Genomic DNA, 12,174 nt, shown 5'->3' on the forward strand with positions numbered 1-12,174 from the left:
CCCCGGCCATGGTGAGGGATGGAACATCGCACAACCCGCACAACCACAGGGGGTTCGCGGGAGCGCTACGGTGCGAAGGCTTCCATGCAGCGGCTTAAGGGCGTGCTGACCTCGCCGGGTCGGGGGAGCCGGACTGGACGCATGCCGTGCTGGTGTCGTGGCCGGGCTGCCGTCCGCCTGCGTCGCCCAGCCACCCGTGCGTCCCGCCCCCGCTCAGTCCGTCGGATGCGACAGCAACTCGGCGAAACGCGTGCCCGCGATGGCGTCCGGGGCCGCGGTGACCGACAACCCGTCGTGGAAGACCAGGGCGACGTGCGGCTCCACCCGGCCCTTCGCGCTTTTCTCGGTGGGGACGATCCGCACGGACGCAATCTCACCGGGGGCGTACTGGAGCAGCGGATACAGCGGCTCACGACTCTTGTACGCACGGCCGAAGACGAGGACCCTGCGGTCCTTCGCCGCTACGACGAAGTCGCCGCTGTAGCGGTCCAGTTGCCGCACCGCGAGGGCCAGCAGAATTAGCCGCGCGGCGGTGGTCGACCAGTCGGCGCGCCGGTCGACACCAGGTGGTCGATGACCTTGTCGGGCACGTACCACAGGGCATCGGCGACCGCGTCCGTGAGGACCTGTCCGGCGGCCTGGAAGGGGTGCGCAGCCACGTACGCCCAGCCCGCGGCACGGGAGGCCCGATGCCTCGGCCTGCTCGGCCGGCGCGGATGCGAGTGGCGGCAGGCGGGGGATGAGCCGGTACGGGGGTGTGGGGGCGCCGACCAGGTGGGCCTGGGCGGTGCCGACGAGGGTTTCGCCAGGTGCGAGGAACGCCGAGACGCGCGCGGCATGCTCGGCGAGGCGCTGCCCACGCAGTCGTTCGATGTCCTCGGGCGTCACGCCCGGCAGCCTGCGGATCATGCCCATGACCAGCAAGCCTATCCTTTGCGGCCGTAGCGGGAGTGCGGGGCTTGTGCCTGACTCCCACCGCCGTTGGCCCAGCCTTCCGCGGTGACCTTCTTCACCCGGCGCCGCAAGGTGCCCCTGTCGAACTACCGTATGGCGCCTCGGCGCCCCGGCTCACCGACCGCAACGGCTGGTACCCGCGCCGCAAGGCCCGGAGCCGTACCGCCCTGGTGGGCGACCGCACCTACGAACTCAGACCCACCGGTCTGCGCAGGACGCAGCTGCGCCGGAATGGGGAACTCCTCGCAGAGGCACTCGGCACCTGGGGCTCGTGCAACCCCTTCCGCTCGATCCCGGGCCCGGACGCCGGGCTCACCTGGGCCGGCTGGGCCGACCCGGCCGACGTGGCGATCGGCCAGTCCATGGTGGTCGCGTACGGCGCTGACGCGCCGAGCGCGATCGCCGGGATTCCGGGCAGCTTTCTGGACTGAAACGGCTGACGTCCCGTCCCGCGCCCTCCCTCACCGAGGACAAGTACGGTCTGCGGCTCGCCGACCGGGCCGACTCTGTGCCGAGCGACTGTGACCGAACGAAAAATCCTGAGTGTGTCCCAGGCATTCGATGTACGTTCAACGGGCGCGCCGAACCAGCGGCGCTCCCGTGGCCGACTGACCGTAGCGCAGCGTCGCTACCGTGTTGAGAAGGGTCCAGGAGCCGTGATCACAATGGCGCGATCTTCCATTGCTGTGGTTCATCAGCATCCTGCGGGTGTGCACCCGATGTGCACCGCACTGCAGGGCCCGGCGGTTAGTCGCAGCTCAGAACCCGTTTCGAGGTTTCCTCATAATGTTCCTGACCATCACCACCACCGGCACACCCGAACGCCCCGCCACCGACCTCGGCTTCCTGCTGCACAAGCACCCGGAGAAGGCGCAGGCGTTCTCCACCTCCTACGGCACGGCGCACGTCCTCTACCCCGAGGCCGATGCCCGGCGCTGCACGGCGGCGCTGCTGCTGGAGGTCGACGCGGTGGCGCTGGTGCGGCGGGGGAAGGGCAAGGGACGCGGCGGTGCCCCCGACGCGGCACTCGCGCAGTACGTCAACGACCGCCCGTACGCGGCCTCCTCGCTGCTCGCGGTGGCGCTGAGCGCTGTCTTCTCCAGCGCCATGAGAGGCGTGTGCAACGCCCGCCCCGAGCGCGCCGCGCAGCCGCTGCCCCTGCGCATCGAGGTGCCCGCGCTGCCCGCCCGCGGCGGCCCGGAGCTCGTGAGACATCTCTTCGAGCCGCTGGGCTGGACGGTCACCGTCGAACCGGTGGCACTGGACACCGAGTTCCCCGAGTGGGGCGACTCGCGGTACGTGCGGCTCGTCCTGGAGGGCGAGGACCGCACCCTCGCCGAGGCCCTGCGCCACCTCTACGTCCTGCTGCCGGTCCTCGACGACGCCAAGCACTACTGGGTGGCGTCCGACGAGGTCGACAAGCTGCTGCGGGCCGGTGAGGGCTGGCTGCCCGACCACCCGGAGCAGAAGCTGATCACCAGCCGTTATCTCTCGCGCCGCTGGTCGCTGACGCGTGAGGCGATGGAGCGGCTGGAGCTGGTGCGGCTCGCGGAGGCGGACGACAGCGAGGTCGAGGACATCGACAACGCCGTCGGGGCGGAGACCGAGACGGAGGAGAAGCCGACCCCGCTCGCCGTCCAGCGGCGCGACGCGATCATCGCCGCGCTCAGCGCGTCCGGTGCCGCCCGGGTGCTCGATCTCGGCTGCGGACAGGGCCAGTTGGTGCAGGCGCTGCTCAAGGACCCGCGGTTCACCGAGATCGTCGGCGTCGACGTGTCGATGCGCGCCCTGACCATCGCCTCCCGGCGGCTCAAGCTGGACCGCATGGGGGAGCGGCAGGCCTCGCGCGTCAAGCTCTTCCAGGGCTCGCTCGCCTACACCGACAACCGGCTCAAGGGGTACGACGCCGCCGTGCTCAGCGAGGTCGTCGAGCACCTCGACCTGCCGCGGCTGCCCGCCCTGGAGTACGCGGTGTTCGGCGCGGCCCGCCCCCGCACGGTCCTCGTGACCACCCCGAACGTCGAGTACAACGTCCGCTGGGAGTCCCTCCCGGCAGGCCACGTCCGGCACGGCGACCACCGCTTCGAATGGACCCGCGAGGAGTTCCGCACCTGGGCGCACACGGTGGCCGAACGGCACGGCTACGGCGTGGAGTTCGTGGCGGTCGGGCCGGACGACCCGGAGGTCGGACCGCCCACCCAGATGGCCGTCTTCACCATGAACAGCAACGCGACCGAGAAGGAGGCGAAGGCAGCATGACCGAGACAACAGAGAAGGCAGTGGAGCGCAGGGGACGGGTCCTCCCCGTCACCGACCTCTCCCTCGTCGTCCTCGTCGGCGCCTCCGGCTCCGGCAAGTCCACCTTCGCCCGCCGGCACTTCAAGCCGACCGAGGTGATCTCCTCCGACTTCTGCCGGGGCCTGGTCTCCGACGACGAGAACGACCAGAGCGCGACGAAGGACGCCTTCGACGTCCTGCACTACATCGCCGGCAAGCGCCTGGCGGCCGGCCGCCGCACCGTCGTCGACGCCACCAGCGTGCAGCAGGACTCGCGCCGTCAGCTGATCGACCTGGCCAAGCAGTACGACGTGCTGCCCATCGCGATCGTGCTGGACGTACCGGAGGAGGTGTGCGCCGAGCGCAACGCGGCCCGCACCGACCGGGCCGACATGCCGCGCCGCGTGATCCAGCGCCACATCCGCGAACTGCGCCGATCCATAAGGCGCTTGGAGCGCGAGGGCTTCCGCAAGGTCCACGTCCTGCGCGGGGTGGAGGACATCGAGAACGCCTCCGTCGTCACCGAGAAGCGCTTCAACGACCTGACCCACCTCACCGGCCCCTTCGACATCATCGGCGACATCCACGGCTGCGCCTCCGAACTGGAGTCGCTGCTCGGCAAGCTGGGCTACGTCGACGGCGTCCACGCCGAGGGCCGTACGGCCGTCTTCGTCGGCGACCTCGTCGACCGCGGCCCGGACAGCCCCGGCGTGCTGCGCCGCGTCATGTCGATGGTCGAGTCCGGCAACGCGCTGTGCGTACCCGGCAACCACGAGAACAAGTACGGGCGGTATCTCAAGGGCCGCAAGGTCCAGCACACCCACGGCCTCGCCGAGACCATCGAGCAGATGGAGGGCGAGAGCGACGAGTTCCGCGCTCGGGTACGGGAGTTCATCGACGGACTGGTCAGCCACTACGTCCTCGACGGCGGCCGGCTGGTGGTCTGCCACGCCGGTCTGCCCGAGAAGTACCACGGCCGCACCTCCGGCCGGGTCCGCTCGCACGCCCTGTACGGCGACACCACCGGCGAGACCGACGAGTTCGGGCTGCCCGTGCGCTACCCGTGGGCGGAGGACTACCGGGGCCGGGCCGCGGTCGTCTACGGCCACACACCCGTACCCGAGGCCACCTGGCTCAACAACACCATCTGCCTGGACACCGGCGCCGTCTTCGGCGGCAAGCTCACCGCGTTGCGCTGGCCGGAGCGTGAGCTGGTCGACGTACCGGCCGAGCAGGTCTGGTACGAGCCGACCAAGCCGCTGCGCACCGAGGCGCCCGGCGGTCACGACGGCCGGCCGCTCGACCTGAACGACGTGCACGGCCGCCGGGTGGTGGAGACACGGCACGCGGGCCGGGTGTCCGTCCGTGAGGAGAACGCGGCGGCGGCCCTGGAGGTCATGAGCCGCTTCGCGGTCGACCCGCGGCTGCTGCCGTACCTCCCGCCGACCATGGCGCCGACGGCCACCTCGCATGTCGACGGCTACCTGGAGCACCCGGTCGAGGCCTTCGCGCAGTACGCGGCCGACGGGGTCGCGCGGGTCGTGTGCGAGGAGAAGCACATGGGCTCGCGGGCGGTGGCCCTGGTGTGCCGGGACGCGGAGGCGGCGCGCAAGCGGTTCGGCGTCGAGGGTCCGACGGGGGCGCTGTACACCCGTACCGGACGGCCGTTCTTCGACGACGAGTCGGTGACGGAGGAGATCCTCGGGCGGGTACGGACGACCGTCGGCGAAGCCGGTCTCTGGGACGAGCTCGAGACGGACTGGCTCCTGCTGGACGCCGAGCTGATGCCGTGGTCGCTGAAGGCCGCCGGGCTTCTGCGGTCCCAGTACGCGGCCGTCGGCGCCGCCTCCGGCGCGGTGTTCCCGGGTGCGCTCGCCGCGCTGGAGGGTGCCGCGTCCCGGGGCGTCGACGTGGCCGACCTGTTGGGCCGCCAGCGTGAACGCGCCTCGAACGCGGCCGCGTTCACGGAGGCGTACCGCCGCTACTGCTGGGCGACGGAGGGGCTGGACGGCGTACGACTCGCCCCCTTCCAGATCCTGGCCGTACAGGGCCGCAGCCTCGCCGCGCTCCCGCACGACGAGCAGCTCACCCTGCTCGACCGGCTCGTCGAGCACGACGGCAGCGGCCTGCTGCAGACCACCCGACGGCTCTACGTCGACACCGGTGACCCGGAGTCGGTGCAGGCCGGCGTCGACTGGTGGCTGGAGATGACCGGCCGCGGCGGCGAGGGCATGGTCGTCAAGCCGCTCGGCGCGCTGGTGCGCAGCGCGGAGGGACGGCTCGTGCAGCCCGGCATCAAGTGCCGGGGCCGCGAGTACCTGCGGATCATCTACGGTCCGGAGTACACGCGCCCCGACAACCTCGTCCGGCTGCGCAGCCGCTTCCTGAACCACAAGCGGTCGCTGGCGATCCGCGAGTACGCCCTGGGCCTGGAGGCCCTGGACCGGCTGGCGGAGGGGGAGCCGCTGTGGCGGGTGCACGAGGCCGTGTTCGGGGTGCTGGCGCTGGAGTCGGAGCCGGTGGACCCGCGGCTTTGAGCCAATCGTGAGCCGTGTTCACACAAGCTCCATGGAAATCTTGTGTCACACACATAGCCCCGCCCAACTTGAACAACCTTGCGAGTCAGGGGAGGGCGGGGCAGGCGTGGAGATCAAGAAGGTAGTGGTGCGGGAGGAAGAGAAAACCACCCGGCAGCCGCGCATCGTGGAGAAACGGCCGCTCGCCACCTTCGACATCCTTCAGGAACCCACACCGCTCGCCGAGTTGAGCGACAGACAGCTGCAAGCGGCGAAACTGCTGGCGGACGAAGGGCTGGCCCTGCTCGCCGACGGCCGGGCGGTCGCCCTGCCACCCCGTCTCCGGAGCTGGCCCGTGCCCTGCACCGGAATCTGACGGGTGACCGCCCCGCCCGAGGCCAGTCCCCTGCGACGCCATCGCCCCTTCGTCCTGCTCTGCGCGGAACAGACGGCAGGCTCCGTCGGCCGCCAGATCACCGCGCTCGCCCTGACCCTGCTCGCCGTGACGGTCCTGGACGCCGGGCCGGTCGCCGCCTCCGTGATCCTCGCGCTGACCTATCTGCCCGGCGCGGTACTGAGCCCCGTCGCCGGAATGCTGGTCGACCGCGTACGCCTGCGCCGTCTGCTGGTCCTGGCCACCTCCCTCCAGCAATTGATCGCGCCGGCCGGGATACAGGGCCGCGTCGCGGGCTTCAACCAGGCGGCGCTCCTGGCGACGGTGCCGGTCGGCGCGCTGGGCGGCGGGGCGCTGGCGGCGGCGCTGGGGAACGTACCGGTGCCGGTCGCGGCAGCGGCGATCGCGCTGGCATCCGGTGCGACGCTGTGGGCGCCGGTGCGAGTGCGGGAGCACCCGCTACCCGACCAGGCGCAGTGACGTCCCCGCCACGCCCACCCGCACCGACTGCCCCCACGTCAGCTGCAGCGCGTCCCCCTCCATCCCGTCCCCGAAGGCGATCAGCCGCTCGGACTCGACGGTGAGAGTGAGACGGGCCGAGGCCGCGAGCTCGCCTGCGACCAGCGATGTCCCGGTGGCCGGTGACGGCCACGCCTCCCGTACGAACCACAGCAGCCGGTCGTCGGTCGGGCGGGGCAGCGACAGGGCGGTCAGGGCGGCGCCCCGCTCCTGCCACACCGACCGGATCCATCCGGTCGCGCCGGTCCCCGTCCCCACCAGCACCCCGGACGAAGCCTGGGCCTCGACGACACCCCCGTCGCCCTCGAGGCCCAGGCGGTACCTGGCCGTCTGATGTCCGGCGGCGCCCAGGTAGATCTCGTTGAGCGCGACGATCCGCTGTGTGTCGTCGGCGACGGCCTCGACCATGGTGAGTTCGTCCACGGCGCTCGTGCGGACCGCCGGGAGCAGCGCCGCCGCGTCCCCGGGCCGGTGCCGCACCAGGACGCCCGGGTTGCGCCCGGGGTCCGTGTCGATGCCCACCACCGGCTGCCCCGCGAGGTACTTGGCGACATTCGCCACCAGCCCGTCCTGCCCGACGACCACCACGACGTCCTCCGGTGCGAACAGGAAGCGGTCCAAGTCACCCCGTTCGACCAATGTCTGACGCCAGGTCAGCGGAATCGCGGAGGTCACCTCGGCGAGCGCACGCCGGGTGCGGCGGTGCCGCTCGGCGACCTCCGCGATGTCCCGGCCCCTGGAGGAGAGGAAGAAGGCGGCCTGCCCGTGCGTACCGTGGTGGGCCACCAGTTCCTCGTACTCCGTGGTGCGATGGACGAGGACGACCCGCGGGGCGAGGCTCACGCGGCGCGCTCCGCGAAGAGGACGGACCGGGCGAGCGCCCCCGTCAGTACGAAGACGGACAGCGGCTGCCCGGCACTCGGTCCCGCGCCGCGGAGCTCGGCCGGGCCGGCGGACGGCAGGCCGACCTCCCTCGCTCCGGGGAGTCCGGTCTGTCGGGCTGCCGCGTGCGCGCTCGCTCTCTGTTGGCGGGGCGGGCGAGCGGCTGTCGTCGGTGCGAGGGGGGACGGCGGTTGCTTGGCGTTGGGGCTGGTGCTGCGGAGTTCGGCCGGGCGGGCCGATGGCAGGCCGATCGCCTTCGTGTCGGGGAGTCCGGTCTGGCCGGATTCCGCCTTCATGCCCGCTCCTGCACGCCCAGCTTGGCCAACAACCCCGTCAGCACGTCCGGCGAGATGGTCACGCTGTCGATGTTCGGGAGGTTCTCCGCCAGCCGGGTTCCGGCGAGGGCGTGCAGGGTCGCCACGTCCACCTCTGCATGCACCCGCAGCCAGGCCGCCTGCGTCTGAGCCCGCGCGTCCCCCACCTCACGTGCCCCTTCGGCCTCCGCCCGCGCGAGCCGGACGGACCGAGCCGCCTCGGCATCGGCCATCCGCACCGTCCGCGCCGCCTCCGCCTCCGCCAGCCGCTCGGTACGCCGCGCCTCGGCGTCCGAGAGCTGCACGGACCGCGTGGCCTCCGCCTCCGCCAGCTTCACCGTCCGCGCGGCCTCCGCCTCGGCCCGTACCGCATCCGCCGCCGCGTGCTCCTCGGCCTCCCGCCGGGCGTTCGTACCGCGCTGCTCGACCAACTGCTCCTCGCGGCGGGCGAGTTCGATCTGGCTGGCCAGCTCGTTCTCGGCGATCGCCCGCTCCCGCTCGACGGCCACGGCCCGCCGCTCGTACGTCGCCCGGTCGGCCTCCTGCTGGATCTGCTCGCGGGCCGGTGTGCGCAGGGCCCGCTCCACCTCCGGCTCGGGACGCAGCGCGACCACACGGACGGCGACCACCTCGATGCCGGTCGCAGGCAGCCGCGGCTCGGCGCCGAGCCCCGCCGCGACCCGCTCCCGCACCGCCGCCACGCCGTCGACCAGCGCCGAGGACAGTGACGTACGGGCAAGGACATCCAGCGCATGCTGCTGTGCCGTCTCCGTCAGCAGCGTGCCCAGCTGTTCCAGCGGGGCACCCCGCCACACCCCCGTGTCCGGGTCGACGGAGAAGTCCAGCCGGGCCGCGGCGAGCCCCGGGTCGCTGATCCGGTACGTCACGGTCGCCTGCACCGCCACGTCCTGGAAGTCGGACGTACGGGCATGGAAGGTCATCGCCAACTCCCGGTCGTCGACCGGCACTTCGGAGAGCGCCGCGGTCAGCGCACGGAACCAGAAGCTGAGCCCCGGGCCGTCGTGCAGCAGCTTCCCGGCGCGGTGGTGCCGGATGTGCGCCGTCGGTGCCCCGCGCAGATGGCGCCAGCCCAGACGCCGTGTGATGTCGGCCATCGAACCCCCTCGGTTCTCGTCCGTTCGACGATAATCGTCGCGACCCTTTATCGTCAAGAGGACGAAAACAAGAAGGCGAAGAAACCGCCGACCGGCGGGTCAAGAGGCCCCCCGATGGTCAGGATGGAGGCATGGGAATGCATGTCGACTCCGAGGCCGGGCGGCTGCGCCGCGTCATACTCCACCGGCCGGATCTCGAGCTCAAAAGGCTCACCCCCAGCAACAAGGACGCCCTCCTCTTCGACGACGTGCTCTGGGTCCGCCGGGCCCGCGCCGAGCACGACGGCTTCGCCGACGTCCTGCGTGACCGCGGGGTCGCCGTCCACCTCTTCGGCGACCTGCTCACCGAGGCCCTGGAGATCCCGGCGGCCAGAACGCTCGTCCTGGACCGGGTCTTCGACGAAAAGGAGTACGGCGTCCTCGCCACCGACCACCTCAGAGCCGCCTTCGAGACCCTCCCCGCACAGGAGCTGGCCGAGGCACTGGTCGGCGGCATGACCAAACGCGAGTTCCTGGACGCCCACGCGGAGCCCACCTCCGTGCGCTTCCATGTCATGGACCTCGACGACTTCCTCCTCGCGCCGCTCCCCAATCACCTCTTCACCCGCGACACCTCCGCCTGGATCTACGACGGCGTCTGTGTCAACGCCATGCGCTGGCCGGCCCGGCAGCGCGAAACGGTCCACTTCGAGGCGATCTACCGCCACCACCCCCTCTTCCGTGACGAAACGTTCCGCGTCTGGTCCGAGGGCCAGGCCGACTACCCGTCCACCATCGAGGGCGGAGACGTCCTCGTCATCGGCAACGGCGCAGTCCTGATCGGCATGAGCGAGCGGACCACCCCGCAGGCGGTGGAGATGCTGGCGCACAAGCTGTTCGAGGCGGGCTCCGCGCAGACGATCGTGGCCCTCGACATGCCGAAGCGGCGCGCCTTCATGCATCTCGACACCGTGATGACGATGGTCGACGGCGACACCTTCACCCAGTACGCGGGCCTCGGCATGCTCCGCTCGTACACGATCGAGCCGGGGGCCGGCGACAAGGAACTCAAGGTCACCGACCACCCGCCGGAGCACATGCACCGCGCGATCGCCGCCGCCCTCGGCCTGAGCGAGATCCGGGTCCTGACCGCCACCCAGGACGTGCACGCCGCCGAGCGCGAGCAGTGGGACGACGGCTGTAACGTCCTCGCCGTCGAGCCGGGCGTCGTCGTCGCCTACGAACGCAACGTCACCACCAACACGCATCTGCGCAAGCAGGGCATCGAGGTCATCGAGATCCCCGGCAGCGAACTGGGCCGGGGCAGGGGCGGCCCGCGCTGTATGAGCTGTCCGGTCGAACGGGATGCCGTATAGGAGCCGTATAGAAATGCAATTCATCGTATAGACTTCCAGCGGTATACGTCCCCGCATTCCTGGAGCGCCCCCATGGCGACAGTCCCGACCGCCCTCGCCGGCCGCCACTTCCTCAAGGAGCTCGACTTCTCCCAGCAGGAGTTCCTCGGCCTGATCGAGCTGGCCGCCGAGCTGAAGGCCGCCAAGAAGGCCGGGACCGAGACCCAGTACCTGCGGGGCCGGAACATCGCGCTGATCTTCGAGAAGACCTCGACGCGCACGCGCTGCGCGTTCGAGGTCGCCGCCTCCGACCAGGGTGCCTCGACGACGTACCTCGACCCCGCGGGCTCCCAGATCGGGCACAAGGAGTCAGTGAAGGACACCGCGCGGGTGCTGGGGCGGATGTACGACGCGATCGAGTATCGCGGGCACGGTCAGGGTGTCGTCGAGGAGCTGGCCGCATACGCCGGCGTTCCCGTCTACAACGGCCTCACCGACGAGTGGCACCCCACCCAGATGCTCGCCGACGTGCTCACCATGACCGAGCACAGCGACAAGCCGCTCAGCGAGATGGTCTTCGCCTACCTCGGCGACTCCCGCTACAACATGGGCAACTCGTACCTGGTGACGGGCGCCCTGCTCGGCATGGACGTCCGTATCGTCGCGCCGCGGGTGCTGTGGCCGGACGAGACGATCGTCGAGTTGGCCCAGCAGCTCGCCGCCGCCTCCGGCGGCCAGGTCACTCTCACCGAGGACGTGAAGGAGGGCGTGCGCGGCGCCGACTTCGTCGCCACCGACGTCTGGGTGTCGATGGGGGAGCCCAAGGAGGTCTGGGACGAGCGCATAGCGCTGCTCGGCCCCTATGCCGTGACCATGGACGTGCTGCGCGCCACCGGCAACCCCGACGTGAAGTTCATGCACTGTCTGCCGGCCTTCCACGACCTCGGCACGCGCGTCGGCCGCGAGGTCCACGAGCGGCACGGTCTGACGGAGCTGGAGGTCACCGACGAGGTGTTCGAGTCGGAGCACTCCGTGGTCTTCGACGAGGCCGAGAACCGTATGCACACCATCAAGGCGGTCCTGGTCGCGACCCTGGCGTGACGCCAGGCACCGTACTCAGGCGGAACGCCGCTGCTGGGGCACCACCGGCAGACGGAACCACACGGCCTTGCCGGACGCTGTCGGCCGGTGACCGCAGGACGAACTGAGCGCGCGGATCAGCAGCAGCCCGCGCCCGTGCTCCTGCCAGGGGTCGGGCGGCTGAGCACCCGGGCAGGTGAGATCGAAGGGCGGCATCGGGTCGGGGTCGTGCACCTCGACCTGGCAGCCGCTCGGCAGCAGCTCCACCACGAGCTCTATCGGGGAGTCACCGACGGTGTGCTCCACGGCGTTCGCGACCAGCTCCGCCGTGAGCAGTTCTGCGGTGCCGCAGTCGGCCCCGTGCTCCAGCTCGGCCAGCGCCGTGCGCACGAGAGCACGGGCCACGGGCACGGCCGCGGCGGAGTGCGGCAGCGCGATGCGCCAGGAGGCGGCGGAGGCAGAGGGGCGGTCGTACAAGGCGGGTCCGTTCATGAGCAGGCTGTCCTGCTTTCAACTTTTACGAATGGTACGGCGCCGCCCGACGTCACGCCCGACGGGCACCGTGCGGGACCTTCGGCCCCGCTGACGGGCGGCTTACCCGTAGCAACGGCTTGCCTCGCAGCGCCGCTCCCACCGTTGCCTCCCTGTCGACGAGCCGTGACGAAAGTGACCGCGCCGGGTCGGATCCGCGGTGATGTCCGCACTCCACCGAAGGAGTTCTATCGCGCCGTCGTGACGACAGTCACGGATGGGTGATAGCTTCGAAGGGTAGAGCTCAGTGAGGCAGCG

The 12,174-nt window shown here is 71.1% G+C and carries 13 protein-coding genes; 7 read left to right on the forward strand and 6 right to left on the reverse strand.

Annotation, left to right across the window (positions count from 1 at the left end; genetic code table 11):
- Window positions 1-213: 213 nt before the first annotated feature.
- On the reverse strand, window positions 214-501 hold the full coding sequence (locus IH68_RS0126545) for a hypothetical protein (RefSeq protein WP_030939715.1): 288 nt from the start codon (window positions 499-501) through the stop codon (window positions 214-216).
- Window positions 502-518: 17 nt separating this feature from the next.
- Window positions 519-659: a hypothetical protein gene (locus tag IH68_RS56495; RefSeq protein WP_159403726.1), complete on the reverse strand. Its 141-nt coding sequence runs from the start codon at window positions 657-659 to the stop codon at window positions 519-521.
- Between the two features lie 465 nt (window positions 660-1,124).
- On the opposite strand from IH68_RS56495, the gene IH68_RS0126560 reads away from it, so the two are divergent.
- From IH68_RS0126560 to IH68_RS0126580, 5 genes are all read left to right on the forward strand, one after another.
- Window positions 1,125-1,385 (forward strand): hypothetical protein, encoded by a 261-nt coding sequence (locus IH68_RS0126560; protein ID WP_030939717.1) that lies wholly within the window; start codon window positions 1,125-1,127, stop codon window positions 1,383-1,385.
- A 355-nt stretch (window positions 1,386-1,740) separates the two neighbouring features.
- Window positions 1,741-3,213 (forward strand): 3' terminal RNA ribose 2'-O-methyltransferase Hen1, encoded by a 1,473-nt coding sequence (locus tag IH68_RS0126565; RefSeq protein WP_030939720.1) that lies wholly within the window; start codon window positions 1,741-1,743, stop codon window positions 3,211-3,213.
- Window positions 3,210-5,768, forward strand: coding sequence for a polynucleotide kinase-phosphatase (locus IH68_RS0126570; protein WP_030939722.1), 2,559 nt, complete (start codon window positions 3,210-3,212; stop codon window positions 5,766-5,768). Before IH68_RS0126565 ends, IH68_RS0126570 begins: the two co-directional genes overlap by 4 nt.
- A 106-nt stretch (window positions 5,769-5,874) precedes the next feature.
- On the forward strand, window positions 5,875-6,123 hold the full coding sequence (locus IH68_RS0126575; RefSeq protein WP_030939724.1) for a hypothetical protein: 249 nt from the start codon (window positions 5,875-5,877) through the stop codon (window positions 6,121-6,123).
- Between the two features lie 3 nt (window positions 6,124-6,126).
- On the forward strand, window positions 6,127-6,621 hold the full coding sequence (locus IH68_RS0126580; RefSeq protein WP_030939726.1) for a hypothetical protein: 495 nt from the start codon (window positions 6,127-6,129) through the stop codon (window positions 6,619-6,621).
- Here IH68_RS0126580 and IH68_RS0126585 read toward each other — a convergent pair.
- From IH68_RS0126585 to IH68_RS0126595, 3 genes are read right to left on the reverse strand one after another with little or no spacing between them, the layout of a single operon-like run.
- Window positions 6,601-7,503: an NAD(+)/NADH kinase gene (locus IH68_RS0126585; RefSeq protein WP_030939728.1), complete on the reverse strand. Its 903-nt coding sequence runs from the start codon at window positions 7,501-7,503 to the stop codon at window positions 6,601-6,603. The two genes, IH68_RS0126580 and IH68_RS0126585, sit on opposite strands and share 21 nt — an antisense overlap.
- Complete coding sequence (locus IH68_RS0126590; RefSeq protein WP_030939729.1) at window positions 7,500-7,838, reverse strand: hypothetical protein; 339 nt, start codon at window positions 7,836-7,838, stop codon at window positions 7,500-7,502. Before IH68_RS0126590 ends, IH68_RS0126585 begins: the two co-directional genes overlap by 4 nt.
- Window positions 7,835-8,971: an SPFH domain-containing protein gene (locus IH68_RS0126595; RefSeq protein WP_030939731.1), complete on the reverse strand. Its 1,137-nt coding sequence runs from the start codon at window positions 8,969-8,971 to the stop codon at window positions 7,835-7,837. Before IH68_RS0126595 ends, IH68_RS0126590 begins: the two co-directional genes overlap by 4 nt.
- Before the next feature lie 131 nt (window positions 8,972-9,102).
- Between IH68_RS0126595 and IH68_RS0126600 the strand changes: the two genes are divergently transcribed.
- Both IH68_RS0126600 and argF read left to right on the forward strand, forming a co-directional pair.
- A complete protein-coding gene (locus IH68_RS0126600) occupies window positions 9,103-10,326 on the forward strand; it encodes an arginine deiminase (RefSeq protein WP_030939734.1) in 1,224 nt (407 codons plus the stop codon).
- A gap of 72 nt (window positions 10,327-10,398) precedes the next feature.
- Window positions 10,399-11,406, forward strand: a complete 1,008-nt coding sequence (gene argF / locus IH68_RS0126605) for an ornithine carbamoyltransferase (RefSeq protein ID WP_030939736.1) — start codon at window positions 10,399-10,401, stop codon at window positions 11,404-11,406.
- A 15-nt stretch (window positions 11,407-11,421) separates the two neighbouring features.
- Here argF and IH68_RS0126610 read toward each other — a convergent pair whose 3' ends face one another.
- Entirely contained in the window at window positions 11,422-11,877 is a 456-nt protein-coding gene (locus IH68_RS0126610; protein WP_030939737.1) for an ATP-binding protein, read from the reverse strand.
- Between the last annotated feature and the right edge of the window lie 297 nt (window positions 11,878-12,174).

Source organism: Streptomyces sp. NRRL S-646, assembly GCF_000720765.1.
Taxonomy (GTDB): Bacteria; Actinomycetota; Actinomycetes; order Streptomycetales; family Streptomycetaceae; genus Streptomyces.